Here is a 21,944-nt window from a genome sequence, read left to right as displayed (position 1 = left end):
CTCTGTCTTATGTCTCGCTATCTCACCCAACTGGATGATGAGCTGTGCTGGTTTCCCGACCCCCGCCACGCGCTGGAAGAGCCCAACGGTCTGCTGGCCATCGGGGGGGATCTCTCCCCTGACCGTCTGCTGGCAGCTTATCACAGGGGGATCTTCCCATGGAATGAACCCCACCAGCCGCTGCTCTGGTGGTCACCGGATCCCAGGGGCGTGGTCCTGCCGGATCAACTGCACATTGGTCGCAGCCTGCACAAGGCCATCCGGCGTACCTCATTCGATATTTCCGTCAATCGCGCCTTTAATGAGGTGATAGTGGCCTGTGCCGCCCCCCGTCGCAGCGCCAGTGGAACCTGGATAAGCACCCCCATGATCGACGCCTATCAACAACTCCATCGCCTGGGCCACGCCCACTCCGTCGAGATCTGGCAGGAGGGTGAACTGCGAGCCGGGCTCTATGGGCTCTCCCTCGGGCGCCTCTTCTGTGGCGAATCCATGTTCAGCCGCATCGACAACGGCGCCAAGCTGGCCATGGTCGCACTCTGCCGCCACTTTGCCCGCCACGGCGGTGTCCTCATCGATTGCCAGATGCAGAACGACTTCCTCGCCACCCTCGGGATTCAGCAATGGCCGAGGTCGCAGTTCTTGAGTGCCTTGAACCGGCTGACCCAGCAACCCCTGCAGGCAGGCTGCTGGCAACCGAGGAGCATCAGCCTATGACCGAAGAAGTCATCCTCAAAGTGGGATTGACCCCCAGGCACCCGTGCAGCTACCTCGGCCACGAGCAGGAGCAGCTGCTGGTGCTGATGGATCATGACCTGCTCAATGCCAACGGTTACGAGCGACTGCTGACGGCGGGATTCCGACGCAGCGGCAACGACATCTATCGTCCCCACTGCCCGGCCTGCAGCGCCTGCCAATCCCTTCGCATTCACAGCGAACTCTTCGTACCGAGCCGTGGCCAGAAGCGCGTGCGTCAGCAGAACCGAGATATCGAACTGGTGCTGAGTTACGACGACAAGCCCGAGTACTATCAGCTCTACGAGCGCTACATCCGCGAGCGCCACCGCGATGGCAGCATGTATCCACCGAGCCGAACCCAATACAAGGGCTTCCTGCATTGTGACTGGATGCCTCCGCTCTATCTGGAGATGCGCAAGGAGGGGCGCCTCATCGGGGTCGCCACCACGGATCTGCTGCCCCACTCTCTGAGCGCCATGTATACCTTCTTCGATCCGGACTACGCCGATCGCTCACTGGGCACCTTCGCCATTCTGAGTCAGTTGGAACTGGCCCGGCGAACCGGCCGCAGTTGGCTGTATCTGGGTTATCTGGTGGAGGCGTGCCGCAAGATGAATTACAAACGCCAGTACCTGCCTCACGAACTGCTGGTACAGGGAGAATGGAAAAAGATCGACGCCAAGCCCGAGTAAACTTTACACATAGCCTTAAATCCGGCATGATCCAGCGGTTTTTTGTTGTGGCTTATCAAGAGGATTCAATGGCTAAAGAAGACAGTATTGAGATGCAGGGTACCATTCTCGAAACCTTGCCCAATACCATGTTCCGTGTGGAACTGGAAAATGGTCACGTGGTTATCGCTCATATTTCCGGCAAGATGCGCAAAAACTACATCCGTATCCTGACTGGGGACAAAGTAACGGTGGCTCTGACTCCGTACGATCTCTCCAAGGGACGTATTGTTTTCCGCTCTCGCTAAGCCAGGAATTCAGCAAAAAACCCCAGCCTCTCGGTTGGGGTTTTTTGCTATTTCTGTCGTCAGCGAGATTTAGTGGGACACAGCTTCAACATTGACCTGAAAATCAAAGCTGAGGCTGTCATTCACCAGTTCCACTTTCACCACCCCACCATCGACCAGGGAACCAAACAGGATCTCATTAGCCAACGGCTTCTTGAGGTGTTCCTGAATGACCCGCCCCATGGGTCTGGCACCCATGGCTCTGTCGTATCCCTTCTCGGCCAGCCAGTGACGCGCACCTTCTGACACCTCGAGGGACACTCCCTTGGCATCCAGTTGCACCTGCAGTTCGACGATGAACTTGTCGACGACCTGGTGGATCACCTGCATGTCCAGATGATTGAACCAGATGGTGTGATCGAGCCGGTTGCGAAATTCCGGACTGAACGTCTTGTTGATCACTGCCATGGCGTCGTGGCTCATGTCCTGCTGCTGGAAGCCGATTGACTTGCGCTGGGTCTCCTGCACGCCGGCGTTGGTGGTCATCACCAGGATCACGTTACGGAAATCCGCCTTGCGACCGTTGTTATCCGTCAGAGTACCGTTGTCCATCACCTGCAGCAGCAGGTTGAACACATCCGGATGCGCCTTCTCGATCTCGTCCAGCAACACCACGGAGTGCGGGTGCTTGAGCACGGAATCGGTCAAAAGCCCTCCCTGCTCGAAGCCCACATAACCGGGAGGTGCCCCGATCAAGCGGGAAACGGTATGGCGCTCCATGTATTCGGACATGTCAAAGCGCAGTACCTCGACCCCGAGCGCCTTGCCAAGCTGCTGGGTGACCTCTGTCTTGCCTACCCCGGTCGGGCCGGCAAACAGGAAGCAGCCCACCGGCCTGCGCTCGTTGCCAAGACCGGAGCGTGACAGACGGATGGCATCGGTCAGCACGGTAATGGCCTTGTCTTGCCCGAACACCACCATCTTGAGATTGCGCTCCAGGTTCTTCAGTACTTCCTTGTCGGAGGAAGATACTGACTTTTCCGGGATACGAGCTATCTTGGCGACAATGGCTTCAATTTCCGGCACATTGATCACTTTTTTACGCTTGCTGGCTGGCAGCAGTCGCTGGCCCGCCCCCGCCTCGTCGATCACGTCGATGGCCTTGTCCGGCAGGTGACGGTCGTTGATGTACTTGGCGGAAAGTTCCACCGCGGCCCGGATGGCCTTGACGGTGTAGCGCACCCCGTGGTGAGATTCATAACGGCTCTTGAGCCCCATCAGGATGCGGGTGGTGTCATCCACGCTCGGCTCGACGATATCGATCTTCTGGAAGCGGCGTGCCAGGGCACGGTCTTTCTCGAAGATTTGGGAATACTCCTGATAGGTGGTGGAGCCTACGCAGCGCAGCAAACCATTGGAGAGCAGCGGTTTGATGAGGTTGGCGGCATCCAGTTGCCCACCGGAGGCAGCCCCCGCCCCGATGATGGTATGAATCTCGTCGATGAAGAGAATGGCCCCTTCCTGACGTTCAATCTGCTTGAGCAGCACCTTGAGGCGCTTCTCGAAGTCACCGCGATATTTGGTTCCCGCCAGCAGGGAGCCCATGTCCAGGGAATATATGGTGCTACCTGCGATCACCTCGGGCACGTCACCCTTGACGATCCGATAGGCCAGCCCTTCGGCGATGGCTGTCTTGCCCACGCCGGCCTCCCCGACAAGCAGGGGGTTGTTCTTGCGGCGGCGGCAGAGTACCTGGATAGTACGATTGAGTTCCTGATCACGCCCGATGAGGGGATCGATACGCCCCTCCAGCACCAGCTGGTTGAGGTTGGTGGCAAAACTCTCGATCTGGGCGGAGGAAACCTCGTCGTCAGACTCGGTATTGTTGCCGCCACTCTCGGGCTTGCTGTCCTTGCGTACCCCATGGGAGAGGAAGTTCACCACATCCAGTCGGCTTATCTCGGCCTTTTTCAGGAAATAAGCGGCCTGGGACTCCTGTTCGCTGAAGATGGCTACCAGCACATTGGCGCCGCTCACCTCGGTATTGCCGGAGGATTGGACGTGGAATACGGCCCGTTGCAGCACGCGCTGGAAGCCTAAGGTGGGTTGGGTTTCACGGTCTTCGTCATCCCGGGGGATGAGCGGGGTAGTCTGGTTGATGAATGCGCGAATTTCCTTGCGCAGTTGCTCCACGTCCGCACCACATGAACTCAGCGCCTCATGGGCTGAGCTGTTATCCAGCAGGGCTAACAACAGGTGCTCGACTGTCATGAATTCGTGGCGCTCGTCACGGGCCAGTTTGAAAGCCTCGTTCAGCGTCTTTTCTAGATCTTTGTTCAACATAGGCACCTCCCCTCAGTACAGCCACAATGCGGTGTCGTTATCGCCATCAAGTCATCAGATTCAAACCTTTTCCATGGTACATAGCAGTGGATGTTCGTTGTTACGTGCGTAGGTGTTGACCTGGACTACCTTGGTCTCGGCAATCTCGGCGGTAAAGGTGCCGCAGACTCCCTTACCACTATAATGCACACTCAGCATGACCTGAGTTGCCTTGTCCAAGTCCATACCAAAGAACCTTTGCAGCACCTCCACCACGAACTCCATGGGTGTGTAGTCATCGTTGTTCAACACAACCTTGTACATGGATGGCGGTTGCAGCTTCGTTTTCTCTGCTTCTGCAATCTCTTCATTAGCAAAGAGTTCTTTCTGCTTGCTCATAATTGCGCTTTGGTACCTCTAGATTACTACCGTCTCGCTCAGGATTGTCAATAGACTTGTTAACCAGATCACATCGGTTGTTAACAACTTCTTGACTCGCTCAAAAGTTGGACTAGATTGGTTACTTGCTAATCGGCGCCCGTCTGCTATGGGCTGATGCTCTAGTTATATAAGGCTGGCGCAGGTTACTCAACGACTTCAGGGTAATCAATAAAAGGATGTAGATGTATGGCAACCGGAACAGTCAAGTGGTTCAACAACGCAAAAGGATTTGGGTTTATCTGTCCGGAAGGCGGTGGTGAAGATATCTTCGCTCACTACTCCACGATTCAAATGGAAGGTTACAAGACCTTGAAAGCAGGTCAAGCAGTCAACTTTGAACTGCAGCAGGGGCCGAAAGGAAATCACGCCTCTGTCATCGTGCCAAACGAAGCACAGAACATGTAAGAGTCAAACTGGATAAATTAAAAAACGGCAGGCCACGCGGCTGCCGTTTTTTATTGGGAAAAATACATAGAAAAAGGAAGGCCTGGCCTTCCTTTTTTACTGCTCGGAACGGGTAAGCGATAGTTCCTCAGCGCGCCAGCAGGATGTTCAGCATCCGGCGCAGCGGCTCGGCGGCCCCCCACAGCAGCTGATCACCCACGGTGAAGGCGGCCAGGTATTCCGGACCCATGTTGAGCTTGCGCAGACGTCCCACCGGGATGCTGAGGGTGCCGGTGACGGCGGCCGGAGTCAACTCACGGGCGGTGATATCGCGATCGTTTGGAATGACCTTCACCCAGTCGTTGTGTGCGGCGAGCAGCGCCTCGATCTCGGCCAGCGGCACGTCTTTTTTCAGCTTGATGGTGAAAGCCTGGCTGTGGCAACGCAGGGCGCCGATCCGCACGCAGAGGCCGTCCACCGGAATGGCCGCATCTTCGATACCCAGGATCTTGTTGGTCTCCGCCTGGCCCTTCCACTCCTCACGGCTCTGACCGTTGTCGAGCTTGGTGTCAATCCAGGGGATGAGGCCGCCGGCCAGCGGCACGCCGAAGTTGTCCACCGGCAGGGTGCCGGAGCGGGTCTTCTCGGTGATCTTGCGCTCGATGTCGAGGATGGCAGAGGCGGGATCCGCCAGCTCCACCGCCACTTCGTCCCGCAGCAGGCCCATCTGGGTGACCAACTCGCGCATGTGGCGGGCACCGCCACCGGAAGCAGCCTGATAGGTCGCCACGCTCACCCACTCCACCAGGTCTGCCTTGAACAGGCCGCCCAGGGCCAGCAGCATCAGGCTGACGGTGCAGTTGCCACCGACGAAGGTCTTGACGCCCTTGGCCAGGGCCTGCTCAATCACATCGCCATTGACCGGATCCAGGATGATGACGGCATCCTTGTCCATGCGCAGGGAGGAGGCGGCATCGATCCAGTAGCCTTGCCAGCCGGTGGCCAGCAGACGTGGATAGACATCCTTGGTGTAATCGCCGCCCTGGGCGGTGATGATGATCTCCTGCGCCGCCAGCGCCTCGATGTCGAAGGCATCCTGCAGGGTGCCGGCATCGACGCCGAAATTGGGGGCGGCCTCACCGGCCTGGGAGGTGGTGAAGAAGGTGGGCTGGATACGGGCAAAGTCTTTCTCTTCCTGCATCCGGCTCATCAGTACCGAACCCACCATGCCCCGCCAACCGACCAAACCTACTTTTTTCATAATGTCCTACCCTGGATAGCTGCTATAGAAACTGTGTATCAAACGCCCGGATCCCTTGCCGGACGCGGGGTCCGTTTACAAATGGATCACAAGAATGGTGTTGCACGCATGCGTCTGTCCACATTACGGATTGTCGCGGCGGGCGCAAGTCGAATTGCGCAATATTCTGTGTCGATTGCCGCAATACCCCCCTGGTGCGATTGCCGCTGGCAACCCCTGGCAGCCAAGCGCACCTTGAGGCATGATGGACGGGATCTGGCAGCCCGGCTGCCCCTCGGGGACGACCCCGAGGCTCCTCTGCTCGCAGGGACGACCCTGCCCCTTCGGAAACTCCCTGATGGCGTGGTTACTCCTGCTACTGGCTGGCCTGTTCGAGGTCGCCTGGGCCATTGGCCTCAAATACACCGACGGCTTCAGCCGCCCCCTCCCCACCCTGCTGACCCTCTCTGCCATGGGGGTGAGCGTGTTCTTGCTCGCCATGGCGGTCAAGCAGCTGCCCCTTGGCACCGCCTACGCGGTCTGGACCGGCATCGGCGCCGTCGGCACCGTGCTGATGGGGATCTGGCTGTTCAACGAACCCGCCACCCTGGCGCGCATCCTCTGCCTGCTGCTGATCATCGGCGGCATCCTGGGGCTGAAGTTTGTTGGCTAAACCATAAAATGGGGATCGGACTGACCGATCCCCTGCATCATCGCCGTGTTCGGCACAGGACGCCGTGCCGGGTGGCACAGAATCGCACCAACATCTCACTGCCCGTTGCGACTTTTCATTCAGCTTATTCTGCGAAATGTATAGGGAATAGCATCTCTCACTGCCATGAATCGGCATTGATCCCTGGGTCGGCGCTCGCCATCCCTGCTCTGTCATGCGCGATCCACGCATATAAAAAGGGCCACCCAGGGTGGCCCTCTTCTTGCCTTTCCTTATTTATGGCTCTGCCAGCCTTATGCCTGCGTCAGACTGCCGATCAGCTCATGTTCGATGCGGGCCTCCGGCATCATCTGCCGCAATCCTTCGATGAGCCGATCGCCGGCCTCCTGCAAGGCCGAGAGCGGCATTGGCGGCAGGCTTTCCAGGATGAACCACATCTGGCCGGACTCGGCGCTGAGCCGGGTTCTGATCCCCTGGCGCCAGTTCCAGCGCCGGCAGGTCACCCCCTTGTCGTCACGCCACACCACTTCGCCAGGTTCCGGACACTCAAAGGCGGGCTCCCCCTCCTTTATGGTGTCAAACAGCTCGCTGCCATCGGCCACGATGAGGCGCGGTGCCCCCTCATAGGCGGTGAGATCTTCCCCCCCGACCGGAATGGCGTATTCGATGCTGATGGCGTTGTAGAGATCCACCACGGGATCGATGCTGGGCAGGCTGCCGTCCCGCTGCACCCGCTTGCGCAGGGCCAGTGCCGAACAGGGGAAACGCTGGGGCTTGGCGCCAAAGCGTTTGAAGACCTCGCCCCAGGCATCGAGGTGGGCCTGCGCCCAGGGGGCCCCGTCGGCGTCGACCGACTGACAGGCCCGCGCCAGCGCCCGGGCACCGACCTCGGCATCGACGATGGGGGCCCCGTCGACCAGAATGCTCAGGGCCCGAAATCCCGGTGCCAAGTCGGTCACGCCGGGTGCAATTTGTGGTGTCATCAATGGCATAGCAACTCCCGATAAATGGGCTCCGGACAGACAATCATGAAGAGCGGCCCGCGCCGGTGCGCGCCGCATCTTGTCTTCCGCAGCAAGAGGGCCCCATGATGGCGGAGGCCGAATCATAAAAAAAACTACTTTTTCTTAATGTTGTTTAGAGAAACTAATGAAGAAGAGGCAGATCGGCCGCCGATGGCACTCCTCACAACCTCTGGGGTGGGATTGTCCCCGCCGACTCATGCTATTATCTGCGGCCTAACATGAGTCAATAAAATCAGGATATTGTGATGACCGACCACACCTTTATTCCCGGCAAGGACGCGGCGCTGGAAGACTCCATCGAACGCTTCCAGACCAAGCTGCAAGCCCTGGGGTTTGATATAGAAGAAGCCTCCTGGCTCAACCCCGTGCCCAACGTCTGGTCCGTGCATATCCGCGACAAGGAGTGCGCCCTGTGCTTCACCAACGGCAAGGGTGCCAGCAAGAAGGCGGCACTCGCCTCCGCCCTTGGCGAATACTTCGAGCGTCTCTCCACCAACTACTTCTTCGCCGACTTCTATCTGGGCGAGCAGGTCGCGAATGGCGACTTCGTTCACTACCCGAACGAGAAGTGGTTCCCCATCGAGGGGGATCAGCTGCCCGCCGGGCTGCTCGACAGCTTCACCCGCAAGTTCTACAACCCGGACGGGGAAGTGACCGCCGACATGCTGGTGGACCTGCAATCGGGCAACGAGGGCCGCGGCATCGTCGCCCTGCCGTTCGAGCGCCAGTCTGATCACCAGACCGTCTACATCCCGATGAACATCATCGGCAACCTCTATGTCTCCAACGGCATGAGCGCCGGCAACACCAAGACCGAGGCCCGCACCCAGGGGCTGTCCGAGGTGTTCGAGCGTCACGTGAAGAACAAGATCATCGCCGAGGCCATCAGCCTGCCGGAAATTCCGAGCGACGTGATCGCCCGCTACCCGGGGATCAAGGCCTCCATCGATGCGCTCGAGGCCGAAGGCTTCCCCATCTACAGCTTCGATGCCTCCCTGGGCGGTCGTTACCCCGTCATCTGTGTGGTGCTGCTCAACCCGAGCAACGGCACCTGCTTTGCCTCCTTCGGCGCCCACCCGCGCTTCGAAGTAGCGTTCGAGCGTACCGTCACCGAGCTGCTGCAGGGCCGTGGCCTGAAAGATCTGGACGTGTTCGTGCCCCCCTCGTTCGACAACGAGCAGGTGGCGGATCACCACAACCTGGAGACCCACTTCATCGACTCCTCCGGTCTCATCAGCTGGGATCTGTTCAAGCAGGAGAGCGATTTCGAGTTCGCCGACTGGGATTTCCGCGGCAGCTCCCAGGAGGAGTTCGATCACCTGATCGGGATCTTCCACGCGCTGGAGCAGCCGGTCTACATCGCCGACTACGAGCACCTTGGCGTCTACGCCTGTCGCATCCTGGTGCCCGGCATGTCCGACATCTACCCGGTCGAGGATCTGCTGCTGGCCAACAACACCATGGGCGCGCACCTGCGGGAAGTGATCCTGGCGCTGCCGTCCCTGGAGTGGGATGCCGAGCAGTACATGGCACTGTTCGATCAGCTTGATGAAGAGGGTCACGACGAACGTACCCGGGTGCGCGAGCTGCTCGGCATCGCCGCCGCCAAGGGCACCGCCCTGCACACCCTGCGCGTCGGTGAACTCAAAGCCATGCTGGCACTGGCCGCAGGCGAGCTGGAGAGCGCGCTGGATCTCATCGACTGGACCATGGAGTTCAACCAGTCGGTGTTCCCAAGCGATCGCGCCAACTACTACCGCGCCCTGCGTGCCTGCGTCGAGCTGTTCCTGGACGAGGATCGCGATCCTGAGCAGTACCGCCCGGTGTTCACCCGCATGTTCGGGGAAGCGGCGCTGGCCGAGGCCTGGGCCCACGCCAGCGGCGAGGCACGCTTCCATGGGCTGGAGGCCGCCGATCTGTCCCTGTCTCAATTCCCGCTGCACCAGAAGTTGCTGGCGGCCTATGAGAAGCTACAGAAGGCCAAACGAGCCCATTCTTGGGCCTGATGTGGTAATGTGACGAAGGGGCCTGATGGCCCCTTCTGTTTTATGGTCTACGCTTTGGGCTGTTTGTTATTCAGGGATGAAATAAAAAACAAAAAATACCTCTAAGGGGGTTGTCAACCTCAGTACTTCTGTGCGGGGCTGCCGCAAAGATAGATTGACGATATATTTTTGCCAAAAACAAAATAATGTCATATTAAATCATTAACTTACTGTAGCATGCATTTCTGTTTCACATGAAATCTGGTGTAAAGTCAAGCTGCCAACGGGGTAGAATTTCTGTAGTAAAATTACATTCACAATCTGTAATTCTTGATCCGAGTCAAATTTGACGAAATGCCCCTTTGTTATGATTTCCACAGGCAAAATATGCAGGTACATGAGAATTGAAAGCAGAATCTCCCTTTGATTGTCTCAAGCCCGAAGCCATCGCCGCATTGGCCGAAGACATTACCTATGCCAAGGCCACCAAGCCTGCATACAAGGTCATCCCCCTGGCCATCACGGCCGGCGCCTTCATCGCCATCGCGTTCATCTTCTATATCACGGTCACCACCGGCAGCAGCGGCATGTCCTGGGGCATGGCCAAGCTGGTCGGCGGTCTGTGCTTCTCCCTCGGCCTCATCCTGTGCGTGCTGCTCGGTGCCGAGCTGTTCACCTCCACCACTCTGACTCTGGTGGCCAAGGCGGCCAATCGCATCAGCTGGGCGCAGCTGTTCAAGAACTGGGGTCTGGTCTACTTTGGCAACCTCATCGGTGGTCTCATCATGGTCGGCCTCATCATCATGTCCGCCGAGTACACCGCTGCCAACGGCCAGTGGGGCCTCAATGCTCTCAACGTGGCCCAACACAAGCTTCACCACAGCTTCTTCGAAGCCGTCGCCCTCGGTATTCTCTGCAACCTCATGGTGTGTCTCGCCGTGTGGATGGCCTTTGGTGCCCGCAGTGCCACCGACAAGGTGATGGTCATGCTGCTCCCCGTCGCCATGTTCGTGGCCTCCGGTTTCGAGCACAGCATCGCAAATATGTTTATGATCCCGGTTGGCATCGCCATTCACAGCGTGGCCGGTCCGGAATTCTGGCAGGCCATCGGCCAGGATCCGGCAAGCTTCGCCGACCTGACCGTATCCAACTTCGTGCTACACAACCTCATTCCGGTGACCATTGGCAACATCATTGGCGGCGGCGTAATGGTTGGTTTGACTTACTGGTTTATCTTCCGTCGCCATCATTAAGGACGGCGACAGACACATAAATACCTTGAGAGGTAATGAAAATGGCAGAACTTAACGAACAGTTCCAAAGCGCATGGGAAGGCTTCGCAGCCGGTGAATGGCAGACCTCTGTCAACACCCGTGATTTCATCCAGAAGAACTACACCCCTTATGAAGGTGACGAGTCCTTCCTGGCTGGCGCGACCGAAGCTACCACCAAGCTGTGGGACAAGGTCATGGAAGGCATCAAGATCGAGAACCGCACTCACGCGCCGGTCGATTTTGATACTGACCTGCCCTCCACCATTACCGCTCACGATGCCGGCTATATCGACCAGAGCCTGGAGCAGATCGTCGGTCTGCAGACTGACAAGCCGCTCAAGCGCGCCATCATCGCCAACGGCGGTATCAAGATGGTCAAGACTTCCTGCGAAGTCTACGGCCGTCAGCTCGACCCCATGGTCGAGAAGATCTTCACCGAATACCGCAAGACCCACAACCAGGGCGTGTTCGATGTCTACACCAAGGACATCCTGAACTGCCGCAAGTCCGGCGTCATCACCGGTCTGCCGGATGCCTACGGCCGTGGCCGTATCATCGGTGACTACCGTCGTGTCGCCCTGTACGGTATCGACTTCCTGATGGCCGACAAACTGGCCCAGTTCAAGTCCCTGCAGGCTGATCTGGAAAACGGTGTCAACCTGGAAGCCACCATCCGTCTGCGCGAAGAGATCTCCGAGCAGCACCGTGCCCTGGCCCAGATGAAGGTGATGGCTGCCAAATATGGCTGCGACATCTCCGTGCCGGCCAAGACTGCCAAAGAAGCCGTACAGTGGACCTACTTCGCCTACCTGGCTGCGGTCAAGTCCCAGAACGGTGCCGCCATGTCCTTCGGTCGTACCTCCAGCTTCCTGGACGTCTACATCGAACGTGACCTGAAGAAGGGCCTGATCACCGAGCAAGAAGCCCAGGAGCTGATGGACCACATGGTCATGAAGCTGCGTATGGTTCGCTTCCTGCGTACCCCGGAATACGATTCACTGTTCTCCGGCGACCCGATGTGGGCCACCGAGACCCTGGCCGGTATGGGCGTTGATGGCCGTACCCTGGTCACCAAGAACAGCTTCCGTATGCTGAACACCCTGTACACCATGGGCCCGTCCCCTGAGCCGAACCTGACCATCCTGTGGTCCGAGAAGCTGCCGGTCGGTTTCAAGAAGTACTGCGCCAAGGTATCCATCGAGACCTCTTCCGTTCAGTACGAGAACGACGACCTGATGCGTCCGGACTTCAACAACGATGACTACGCCATCGCTTGCTGCGTGTCCCCGATGATCGTCGGCAAACAGATGCAGTTCTTCGGTGCCCGTGCCAACCTGGCCAAGACCATGCTGTATGCAATCAACGGCGGTATGGACGAGAAGCTCAAGATCCAGGTCGGTCCGAAAACCGAAATGGTCAAGTCCGAGTTCCTCGACTACGACGACGTGATGGACCGTCTGGATCACTTCATGGACTGGCTGGCCAAGCAGTACGTCGCCGCCCTGAACATCATCCACTACATGCACGACAAGTACAGCTACGAAGCCTCCCTGATGGCGCTGCACGACCGTGACGTCTATCGCACCATGGCTTGCGGCATCGCCGGTCTGTCTGTTGCAGCTGACTCCCTGTCTGCCATCAAGTACGCCAAGGTCAAGCCGGTACGTGATGCAGACGGCGTCTCCATCGACTTCGAAATCGAAGGCGAGTACCCGCAGTTCGGTAACAACGACGCCCGCGTCGATGACATCGCCTGCGACTTGGTCGAGCGCTTCATGAAGAAGATCCAGAAGCTCAACACCTACCGTGGCGCCGTGGCGACCCAGTCCGTGCTGACCATCACCTCCAACGTGGTGTACGGCAAGAAGACCGGTAACACCCCGGATGGCCGTCGCGCCGGTGCGCCGTTCGGCCCGGGTGCCAACCCGATGCACGGTCGTGACCAGAAGGGTGCCGTTGCTTCACTGACTTCCGTCGCCAAGCTGCCGTTCGCCTACGCCAAAGATGGTATCTCCTATACCTTCTCCATCGTACCGAACGCCCTGGGCAAAGACATGGAAGCCCAGAAAGCCAACCTGGCTGGCCTGATGGATGGTTACTTCCACCACGAATCCAACCTGGAAGGCGGTCAGCACCTGAACGTCAACGTGATGAACCGTGAAATGCTGCTGGACGCCATGGAAAACCCGGAGAAATATCCGCAGTTGACCATCCGCGTATCCGGTTATGCCGTTCGCTTCAACTCCTTGACCAAGGAGCAACAGCAAGACGTCATCACCCGTACCTTCACCGCTTCTCTGTAATCGCTTATTTGTAAGCAAGCATTGCGGTGAACAAAAACCGGCGCCCAGGCGCCGGTTTTTTTATGGCTGTTTGGCAGTGTGCAAGCCGCTTTCCCCCTCGTAGATCCGCTGATCCACCGATTTGCTTCGACGCGCGGGCGCGACCAGACATTGGCTTCCTGACGTCCCTCTCTATGCCCCTCACTCCTCCCCTCCACCGTTTTATGCACTGATGCGCTCACCAGCACTCAGGCACTCAGGCACTCAGGCACTCAGGCACTCAGGCACTCAGGCACTCAGGCACTCAGGCACTCAGGCACTCAGGCACTCAGGCACTCAGGCACTCAGGCACTCAGGCACTCAGGCACTCAGGCACTCAGGCACTCAGGCAAGCAGAGCAGAACCGTGCTCGGCCGCCATGGACTTTGCACCAGAACCTGAATCTCTTCCCTCTCCCCTTGGGAGAGGGTCAGGGTGAGGGGATGTCATCGACATCGCGAGAAGACGCCAGAAAGCAACAAGGGCAGCTGAGTGTGAACTCTGCTGCCCTTGTGTCCTGGACGCGATTGAACGGATGCTGGCGGCGTTAGAGGCGACCTCCCAGAGCCCGGCGCTGCGCTTATCTCACAGCAAGACGTTACACTGCCTGTATCTCATAAAACTGATCACTTATATGCCTAAAACAACAGGGGCAGCGGAGTCTCACTCCCCTGCCCCTGTTGTTTGCGATAAACGGCGGCGATAAACGGCGGTTTAAGGCTTAGCTCGCCCAGGTAATGATATGGTCGGCCCAGTCGCCGGCCTGCGCCTCGTGGACCACCTTGCCACGCACCGACTGGCCGGCCTGGTGCATGGCGCTGCGGCTGCCGGTGATCAGCGGATGCCAGGCAGGCAGGGTATTGCCTTCGGCCAGCAGGCGATAGGCACAGCTCGACGGCAGCCAGTCGTACTCGGCAATCTTGTCGACGGTGATCTGCAGGCAGTCCGGCTCTTTTTTAAAGCGGTTGCCGTAGTCGGAGCACTGGCAGGTCTTGGTATTGAGCAGGTTGCAGGCCACGTTGGTGAACACCAGCTCCTCGGTGTCCTCGTCAATGAGCTTGTTCAGGCAGCACTTGCCGCAGCCGTCGCACAGGGATTCCCACTCGGTCATGGTCATCTGCTGCAGGCTTTTTACCTGCCAAAAGGGGGCGGTCTGCACGGGTTCACTCTGCTGCATAAATTTGGCTCACTCAACACACTGACAAGCGCGTGGTTATACGCTTTTCGGCCCGATTTTTCAAGGTTGGGGACTGCTCGCAGTATGATAAGCACGCAGCAGCGTTCCAATGTTGGTCAAAGATCGTGGTGTTTTAACAAAAGCTACTTAAAACAATAAAAGATGCATAAAATCAATAGATTACACATCTTGGCCAAGCGCATAAGAAACCTTACTCCCATCAACTGTTATGTGGCCCGCGCTGATCAGTGCTCGAACGATATTTTGTACGTCTTCATTAGTGAGCTGTTTCTGAAATAATGATGCAATCGTGCTATTCAACGTCGCTATCGCTCTGGGCCGAGATGTCTTCATCTGTTGAAGTTTCTTCAGAACAAGAGTCATACGTTCCAAGGAAGTCTGAGCGTTATTGCTCTTAATGAGAGGAATATCTACAACATGTTCGGTGCGAGCTGCGAATATTTTCTTGTCTTTGAGATGCTGTATGAGCGGGTCAAAGCCCTTGTCCTTCGAGATTATATGGAAAAAGCCAGCAGGATCCGAGGCAGCTAATTGGCCAATGTAATATGCAATATGAAAGTCCAAAGCATTCGGACCGCTCCCCGCAATCTTAATATACTGAGCCTTATCTCCGAGCTGCTGGATCACTGAGACCGTTTCGAAAGCGAGCTTGGACTGATTCGAGCCGACGAACACCAAGATTTTGAAGTGATCTTTCGCCAAAACAGCGAGACGCTCGGGCTGAACATTCTCAAAATCAATGAGGACGTAGTTAGTGCGCATGAAGGGGCCTCGCAATTTATTACGCGGCAATTTGCCATCTATCCATGATTCACTCGCCATCAAGCCCTTAATGGCATGGGAGCATATCCTTGTAACTTGTTGTTACATCTAAAAATATGCCATAGATTTTTATTTGTGCATAGGCTAAGAACTTACAATCTATCCAGTAAGGAAAACTCGGATACTGTATAGAAAAAATCCATTATTTGGCGATCCTTCATCAAACCGCATCCATAAAAAATGCCGCCCTAGGGCGGCATTTTTCTATCAGAGATAACAGGCTAACTTACCAGCCGGTGACTTCACGCAGGGCCTTGCCGATATCGGCCAGGGAGCGCACGGTTTTCACGCCGGCATCTTCCAGGGCGGCAAATTTCTCGGCCGCCGTGCCTTTACCACCGGCGATGATGGCGCCCGCATGACCCATGCGCTTGCCAGCCGGGGCGGTAACACCCGCGATGTAGGAGACCACCGGCTTGGTGACGTGAGCCTTGATGTAGGCCGCGGCGTCTTCCTCGGCGCTGCCGCCGATCTCGCCGATCATCACGATGGCTTCGGTCGCAGGATCCTTCTGGAACATCTCCAGGATGTCGATGAAGTTGGAGCCCGGGATGGGGTCGCCACCGATGCCGACGCAGGTGGACTGGCCGAAGCCCTCGTCCGTGGTCTGCTTGACCGCTTCATAGGTCAGGGTGCCGGAACGGGAGACGATGCCCACCTTGCCCGGCTTGTGGATGTGGCCTGGCATGATGCCGATCTTGCACTCACCCGGGGTGATGACGCCGGGGCAGTTCGGGCCAATCATGCGCACGCCGGTTTCCTGCAGCTTCACCTTGACCTGCAGCATGTCCAGGGTCGGGATGCCTTCGGTGATGGTGACGATGAGCTTGATGCCAGCATCGATGGCTTCCAGGATGGCGTCCTTGCAGAACGGGGCCGGAACATAGATGACGGAGGCGGTGGCGCCGGTGGCTTCCACGGCGTCACGGACGGTGTTGAACACCGGCAGGCCCAGGTGGGTGGTGCCACCCTTGCCCGGGGACACGCCGCCGACCATCTGGGTACCGTAGGCAATGGCCTGTTCGGAGTGGAAGGTACCCTGACCGCCGGTGAAGCCCTGGCAGATCACCTTGGTGTCTTTGTTGATCAGAACGCTCATTATTTGGCCTCCGCGGCTTTGACCACTTGCTGCGCGGCGTCGGTCAGACTCGTTGCGGCGATGATGTTGAGGCCGCTGTCGGCCAGTTTACGGGCACCCAGTTCGGCGTTGTTGCCTTCCAGACGCACCACCACGGGCACTTTCACCCCGACTTCTTTCACGGCGCCGATGATGCCTTCCGCGATCATGTCGCAGCGCACGATGCCGCCGAAGATGTTGACCAGCACAGCCTGGACCTTGCTGTCAGACAGGATGATCTTGAAGGCCTCGGTCACGCGCTCCTTGGTGGCGCCGCCGCCGACGTCCAGGAAGTTGGCCGGTGAGCCGCCGTGCAGATTGACGATGTCCATGGTGCCCATGGCCAGACCGGCGCCGTTGACCATGCAGCCGATATTGCCATCGAGCGCCACATAGTTCAGCTCCCACTGGGCGGCGTGCGCTTCGCGAGGGTCATCCTGGGAGGGATCGTGCATCTGACGCAGCTTGGGCTGACGGTACAGGGCGTTGGCATCGATGTTGATCTTGCCGTCCAGGCAATGCAGGTTGCCCTTGTCGGTGATGACCAGGGGGTTGATTTCCAGCAATGCGAAGTCGCAATCCAGGAACATCTGGCCAAGACCCAGGAAGATCTTGGTGAACTGCTTGATCTGATCACCGACCAGACCCAGCTTGAAGGCCAGCTCGCGCGCCTGGTAAGCCTGCGGGCCTACCAGCGGATCGATGGCCGCCTTGTGAATGAGTTCCGGGGTCTCGTGGGCAATCTTCTCGATGTCCACGCCACCTTCGGTAGAGGCCATGAAGACCACGCGGCGGCTGCCACGATCGACCACGGCGCCGAGGTACAGTTCCTTGGCGATGTCGGTGCAGGACTCCACCAGGATCTTGGTGACCGGCTGACCGTTGGCGTCAGTCTGATAGGTCACCAGGTTCTTGCCGAGCCAGTTCTGGGCGAAGGCACGGATCTCGTCCTTGCTCTTGGCCAGCTTGACGCCGCCCGCCTTGCCACGGCCACCGGCGTGGACCTGGCACTTGACGACCCAGGTATTGCCGCCAATCTTGTCGGCCGCTTCGGCCGCTTCCTGCGGGGTAGCACAGGCATAACCTTCGGAGACCGGCAGGCCATACTCGGCAAACAGCTGTTTTGCCTGATATTCATGCAGATTCATAGATGCTCTATCCGTGTTGTAGGTATTTCCGTCCGGGGCTCGTGTTTCTCAATCCCCTGTGAAAGGGCCTCTGGGGCCCCGGTTATCTTTCTGATTTCGCTCGGGTACTCGAAGGCGGGGGCGCTTGCCAGCAAGGGCGCCTCCCCTGCCCCTCGGACATCCTGTGCATGGCCGGATGGAAAGCCAGAGGCTTGCCATCCGGCCCATGCCCTTAAACGTCCAGCAACAGACGGGTCGGATCTTCCAGCAGCTCCTTGATGGAGACCAGGAAGCCCACGGACTCGCGACCGTCGATGATGCGGTGATCATAAGAGAGCGCCAGGTACATCATCGGCAGGATCTCGACCTTGCCATCGACCGCCATGGGTCTGTCCTGGATCTTGTGCATCCCCAGGATGGCGCTCTGCGGCGGGTTGATGATGGGAGTAGACATCAGGGAGCCGAACACACCACCGTTGGTGATGGTGAAGTTGCCGCCGGTCAGTTCATCCACGGTCAGCTTGCCGTCACGGCCCTTGCCAGCCAGATCCTTGATGGCCTTCTCGATGTCCGCCAGGCTCATGTTGTCGCAATCGCGCAGCACCGGGGTCACCAGACCACGGGGAGTGGAGACGGCGATGCTGACGTCGAAGTAGTTGTGATAGACGATGTCATTCCCGTCCAGCGCCGCGTTCACTTCCGGGTAGCGCTTCAGGGACTCAACAACGGCCTTAACGTAGAAGGACATGAAGCCGAGCTTGATGCCGTGCTTCTTCTCGAAGATCTCGCCGTACTGCTTGCGCAGCTTCATGATGGGCGCCATGTTGATCTCGTTGAAGGTGGTCAGCATGGCGGTGGTGTTCTTGGCCTCCAGCAGACGCTCGGCGATGCGCTTGCGCAGACGGGTCATGGGCACGCGCTTCTCGGTGCGACCGGCCAGCGGAGCGACCGGTGCCGCAGCCACGGGGGCGGCAGCAGCCGGAGCGGCAGGAGCCTTGCCCAGGTTCTTGATGAAGGCTTCCACGTCTTCCTTGGTGACGCGACCGCCCTTGCCGGTACCGGTCAGCTTGGCGACGTCGATGGCGTGCTCGGCCACCAGACGGCGCACGGACGGGCTCATGCCATCGGTGCTGTCGTCCGCTGCGGCTTCCACCGGCTTCTCCTTGGTCTCTTCACCGGCCACGGGGGCGGCCTTGAGCATGGCGATCAGCTGACGGGAGAGCACGGTCGCCCCTTCCGCCTGCAGGATGTCGCCCAGAACGCCGGCTTCCGGCGCCGGGACTTCCAGCACGACCTTGTCGGTTTCGATGTCGACCAGCACTTCGTCACGGGCAACCAGATCACCCGGTTTCTTGTGCCAGGTCGCGATGGTGGCATCTGCCACTGATTCGGGCAGGTCCGGTACCTTGATCTCGATAGTCATCTATTCAGTTCCTTGTTTACTTCTTGGCCAGCAGGCTTGTTCCAGCTCAGAGAGGGGCTTGGCACCCCTCTCATCCATGACTCGTTTATTCCAGCGTGAGGGCGTCTTCCACCAAGGCTTTCTGCTGCTTGGTGTGGACGGACATGTAGCCGACGGCCGGTGAGGCCGAGGCCGGGCGACCGGCATAACGCAGGCGGGCCTGACTTGGCAGCACGCTGTCATAGTGATGACGGGTGCTGTACCAGGCGCCCTGGTTCTGCGGCTCTTCCTGACACCAGACGAAGTCGGTGACATGGGCGTAATCGGCCAGGATGGTGCGCACCTCTTCCTCCGGGAAGGGGTAGAGCTGCTCGATCCGCACCAGGGCCACGTCCTGCTGCTCGGCCTTGCGACGGGCATCGAGCAGGTCGTAGTAGACCTTGCCGGAGCAGAACACCACGCGTTTGACCCCTTTAGGATCCAGCGCATCGATCTCGCCGATGGCGTTCTGGAAGGTGCCTTCCGCCAGCTCGTCGAGCTTGCTCACCGCCAGCGGGTGGCGCAGCAGGGATTTGGGCGTCATCACGATGAGCGGACGGCGCATGGGGCGCACCACCTGGCGGCGCAGCATGTGGAACACCTGGGCCGGGGTGGACGGCACGCACACCTGCATGTTGTGCTGGGCGCACATCTGCAGATAACGCTCGAGGCGGGCGGAGGAGTGCTCCGGACCCTGCCCTTCGTAACCGTGAGGCAGCAGCATGGTCAGGCCGCACATCCGGCCCCACTTCTGCTCACCGGAGGAGAGGAACTGATCCACCACCACCTGGGCACAGTTGGCGAAGTCACCGAACTGGGCTTCCCAGATGGTGAGACCCGCCGGCTCGGCGCTGGCATAGCCGTATTCGAAGGCCAGGACCGCGTTCTCGGTCAGCACGGAGTCGTACACCTCGAACGGCCCCTGCTCGTCGTGCAGGTTGCACAGCGGGGTATAGGTGCTGGCGTCGGTCTGGCTGTGCAGCACGGCGTGGCGGTGGAAGAAGGTGCCACGGCCGGAGTCTTCACCGGTGAAGCGGATGCGCGAGCCCTTGTCCACCAGGGTGGCGTAGGCCAGGGTCTCGGCAAAGCCCCAGTCCAGCAGCTTCTCGCCGGCGGCCATCAGGCGACGGTCTTCGTAGATCTTCTCGACCTGGCGTTGCAATACGTGAGTCGCCGGGTACTGGCTGATGCGCTCCCCTAAGGACTTCAGGTGATCCATGGGCACAGTGCTGTCGTAGGGCATGGCCCAGTCATGACCGAGATACGGGGTCCAGTCCACGGAGTGCAGCTCCATGGGGCGCCACTCCTTGCTCACCCGCTCACCCCGGTCCAGGGTGTCGCGGTACTCGTTGACCAGGGTGGTCGCGAGCTCGGGAGCGATGATGCCCTCGGCGATCAGCTGATCGGCGTAGATCTTGCGCGGGGTCGGATGCTGCTTGATCTTCTGGTACATCAGCGGCTGGGTCGCGCTCGGCTCGTCCGCCTCGTTGTGGCCGTGACGACGGTAGCAGACCAGTTCGATGACCACGTCGCGCTTGAAGGTGTTGCGATAATCCAGCGCAATCTGGGTCACCAGCACCACGGCTTCCGGATCGTCACCGTTGACGTGCAGCACAGGCGCCTGCACGGACTTGGCGATGTCGGTGCAATATTCGGTGGAGCGCAGGTCACGGATGTAGGAGGTGGTGAAGCCGACCTGGTTGTTGATGACGATGCGCACTGTCCCGCCGACGCCATAGGCACGGGTCAGGGACATGTTGAAGGTCTCGGCGACTACCCCCTGCCCGGCCATGGCGGAATCACCGTGGATGGTGATGGGCAAAACGCTGGAGCCATCCTTGTCACCACGACGGTCCATACGGGCACGGACCGAGCCGATGACCACGGGGTTGACGATCTCGAGGTGAGACGGGTTGAAGGCGAGCGCCAGGTGGACGTTGCCACCCGGGGTGGCGAAGTCGGAGGAGAAGCCCATGTGGTACTTCACGTCACCGGTGCCCCAGGACTCGCCATGCTTGCCGGCAAACTCGTCGAACAAATCTTGCGCCCGCTTGCCGAGCACGTTGATCAGCACGTTCAGGCGACCACGGTGGGCCATGCCGATGACGGCCTCTTTGCAGCCCTGCTCACCGGCGCGGCGGATCAACTCTTTCAGCATGGGCACCATGGCATCGCCCCCTTCCAGGGAGAAACGCTTGGCACCGGGGAACTTGGCCCCCAGGTATTTTTCCAGCCCTTCGGCTGCGGTCAGACTCTCGAGGAAACGGGTCTTCTCCTCCAGGTTGTAGTTGCCGTGGGCTTCGATGGATTCGAGCCTGTCCTGCAGCCAGCGCTTCTCCTCGGTGGAGGTGAGGTGCATGTAGTCGGCACCGATGCTGTTGCAGTAGGTCTTCTTGAGCGATGCGTAGAGATCCGACAGCACCATGGTCTCACGCCCGATGGCGTAAGAGCCCACGTTGAAGGTGGCCTCCATGTCGGCCCCCTGCAGACCGTGGAAGGCGGGGTCCAGTTCGGCAACGGTTTCACGATCCCAGAGGCCGAGCGGATCCAGATTGGCGTTTTGATGGCCACGGAAACGGAAGGCGTTGATCAGCTGCAGCACGCGCACCTGCTTGGCGTCCACCTGGGGATCGCTGACAGGGGCACTGTAACGGGAGGGATCCTTGGCCAGGCGGCGGAAATAGTCGCGAACCTGGGAATGGGGTTGGTCGACAGCATGACCGTTGACCTGGGGCAGCTGCTCAAACAGGCTGCGCCACTCGTCGGCGACGGAGTCGGGGTTTTCCAGGAAGGATTCGTACAAATCCTCAATGTAGCTTGCATTCGCACCAGCCAGGTGAGATGACTCCAACCAGGCCTTCATCACGCCGTTATGCAT

General features: G+C 58.9%; 18 protein-coding genes. 8 read left to right on the top strand and 10 right to left on the bottom strand.

From position 1 onward, the window contains the following. Positions 1 to 9: 9 nt before the first annotated feature. The 3 genes from aat to infA all read left to right on the top strand — a co-directional run bounded on the left by aat (position 10) and on the right by infA (position 1,717). Positions 10 to 717 carry a leucyl/phenylalanyl-tRNA--protein transferase gene (aat, locus tag VZC39_RS08885; RefSeq protein WP_434667658.1) on the top strand — a complete coding sequence of 236 codons (708 nt, stop codon included), beginning with the start codon at positions 10 to 12 and terminating at the stop codon, positions 715 to 717. Further along, on the top strand, positions 714 to 1,430 hold the full coding sequence (locus VZC39_RS08880) for an arginyltransferase (RefSeq protein ID WP_349922028.1): 717 nt from the start codon (positions 714 to 716) through the stop codon (positions 1,428 to 1,430). Before aat ends, VZC39_RS08880 begins: the two co-directional genes overlap by 4 nt. Before the next feature lie 68 nt (positions 1,431 to 1,498). Next, positions 1,499 to 1,717: a translation initiation factor IF-1 gene (infA, locus tag VZC39_RS08875; protein WP_005300033.1), complete on the top strand. Its 219-nt coding sequence runs from the start codon at positions 1,499 to 1,501 to the stop codon at positions 1,715 to 1,717. A 69-nt stretch (positions 1,718 to 1,786) separates the two neighbouring features. Here infA and clpA read toward each other — a convergent pair whose 3' ends face one another. Next, entirely contained in the window at positions 1,787 to 4,039 is a 2,253-nt protein-coding gene (gene clpA / locus VZC39_RS08870) for an ATP-dependent Clp protease ATP-binding subunit ClpA (protein WP_434667655.1), read from the bottom strand. A 60-nt stretch (positions 4,040 to 4,099) separates the two neighbouring features. Further along, a complete protein-coding gene (gene clpS, locus VZC39_RS08865; protein ID WP_349922026.1) occupies positions 4,100 to 4,417 on the bottom strand; it encodes an ATP-dependent Clp protease adapter ClpS in 318 nt (105 codons plus the stop codon). A gap of 228 nt (positions 4,418 to 4,645) precedes the next feature. Between clpS and cspD the strand changes: the two genes are divergently transcribed. After that, entirely contained in the window at positions 4,646 to 4,864 is a 219-nt protein-coding gene (cspD, locus tag VZC39_RS08860) for a cold shock-like protein CspD (protein ID WP_005300025.1), read from the top strand. A gap of 127 nt (positions 4,865 to 4,991) precedes the next feature. On the opposite strand, the gene asd is transcribed toward cspD, so the two are convergent. After that, positions 4,992 to 6,104 (bottom strand): aspartate-semialdehyde dehydrogenase, encoded by a 1,113-nt coding sequence (gene asd / locus VZC39_RS08855; RefSeq protein WP_349922025.1) that lies wholly within the window; start codon positions 6,102 to 6,104, stop codon positions 4,992 to 4,994. 337 nt (positions 6,105 to 6,441) lie between these two features. Here asd and sugE point away from each other — a divergent pair, with 337 nt between their 5' ends. Continuing rightward, positions 6,442 to 6,756, top strand: a complete 315-nt coding sequence (sugE, locus tag VZC39_RS08850) for a quaternary ammonium compound efflux SMR transporter SugE (RefSeq protein ID WP_349922024.1) — start codon at positions 6,442 to 6,444, stop codon at positions 6,754 to 6,756. A gap of 293 nt (positions 6,757 to 7,049) precedes the next feature. On the opposite strand, the gene VZC39_RS08845 is transcribed toward sugE, so the two are convergent. Continuing rightward, positions 7,050 to 7,748, bottom strand: a complete 699-nt coding sequence (locus tag VZC39_RS08845; protein ID WP_349922023.1) for a B3/B4 domain-containing protein — start codon at positions 7,746 to 7,748, stop codon at positions 7,050 to 7,052. 278 nt (positions 7,749 to 8,026) lie between these two features. Between VZC39_RS08845 and ycaO the strand changes: the two genes are divergently transcribed. The 3 genes from ycaO to pflB all read left to right on the top strand — a co-directional run bounded on the left by ycaO (position 8,027) and on the right by pflB (position 13,343). Next, the gene (gene ycaO / locus VZC39_RS08840) at positions 8,027 to 9,787 is read left to right on the top strand and encodes a 30S ribosomal protein S12 methylthiotransferase accessory factor YcaO (RefSeq protein WP_434667644.1); all 1,761 of its coding nucleotides are present in this window, start codon (positions 8,027 to 8,029) and stop codon (positions 9,785 to 9,787) included. A gap of 383 nt (positions 9,788 to 10,170) precedes the next feature. Then, on the top strand, positions 10,171 to 11,019 hold the full coding sequence (focA, locus tag VZC39_RS08835) for a formate transporter FocA (RefSeq protein ID WP_349922021.1): 849 nt from the start codon (positions 10,171 to 10,173) through the stop codon (positions 11,017 to 11,019). A gap of 41 nt (positions 11,020 to 11,060) precedes the next feature. Beyond that, a complete protein-coding gene (gene pflB / locus VZC39_RS08830) occupies positions 11,061 to 13,343 on the top strand; it encodes a formate C-acetyltransferase (protein WP_349922020.1) in 2,283 nt (760 codons plus the stop codon). Between the two features lie 739 nt (positions 13,344 to 14,082). On the opposite strand, the gene VZC39_RS08825 is transcribed toward pflB, so the two are convergent. From VZC39_RS08825 to sucA, 6 genes are all read right to left on the bottom strand, one after another. Beyond that, on the bottom strand, positions 14,083 to 14,538 hold the full coding sequence (locus VZC39_RS08825) for a YcgN family cysteine cluster protein (RefSeq protein WP_349922019.1): 456 nt from the start codon (positions 14,536 to 14,538) through the stop codon (positions 14,083 to 14,085). A gap of 180 nt (positions 14,539 to 14,718) precedes the next feature. Beyond that, positions 14,719 to 15,321: a PIN domain-containing protein gene (locus VZC39_RS08820; protein ID WP_349922018.1), complete on the bottom strand. Its 603-nt coding sequence runs from the start codon at positions 15,319 to 15,321 to the stop codon at positions 14,719 to 14,721. Positions 15,322 to 15,607: 286 nt separating this feature from the next. Then, a complete protein-coding gene (gene sucD, locus VZC39_RS08815) occupies positions 15,608 to 16,480 on the bottom strand; it encodes a succinate--CoA ligase subunit alpha (protein ID WP_434667639.1) in 873 nt (290 codons plus the stop codon). Continuing rightward, entirely contained in the window at positions 16,480 to 17,646 is a 1,167-nt protein-coding gene (gene sucC / locus VZC39_RS08810) for an ADP-forming succinate--CoA ligase subunit beta (RefSeq protein WP_100861649.1), read from the bottom strand. Before sucC ends, sucD begins: the two co-directional genes overlap by 1 nt. 211 nt (positions 17,647 to 17,857) lie before the next feature. Beyond that, a complete protein-coding gene (odhB, locus tag VZC39_RS08805; protein ID WP_434667636.1) occupies positions 17,858 to 19,048 on the bottom strand; it encodes a 2-oxoglutarate dehydrogenase complex dihydrolipoyllysine-residue succinyltransferase in 1,191 nt (396 codons plus the stop codon). An 85-nt stretch (positions 19,049 to 19,133) separates the two neighbouring features. Then, a complete protein-coding gene (gene sucA, locus VZC39_RS08800) occupies positions 19,134 to 21,944 on the bottom strand; it encodes a 2-oxoglutarate dehydrogenase E1 component (protein WP_349922015.1) in 2,811 nt (936 codons plus the stop codon).

This window comes from Aeromonas sp. NJAU223, from assembly GCF_051125555.1.
GTDB lineage: Bacteria > Pseudomonadota > Gammaproteobacteria > Enterobacterales > Aeromonadaceae > Aeromonas > Aeromonas veronii_G.
This window is presented reverse-complemented; position numbering and strand designations above follow the sequence as displayed.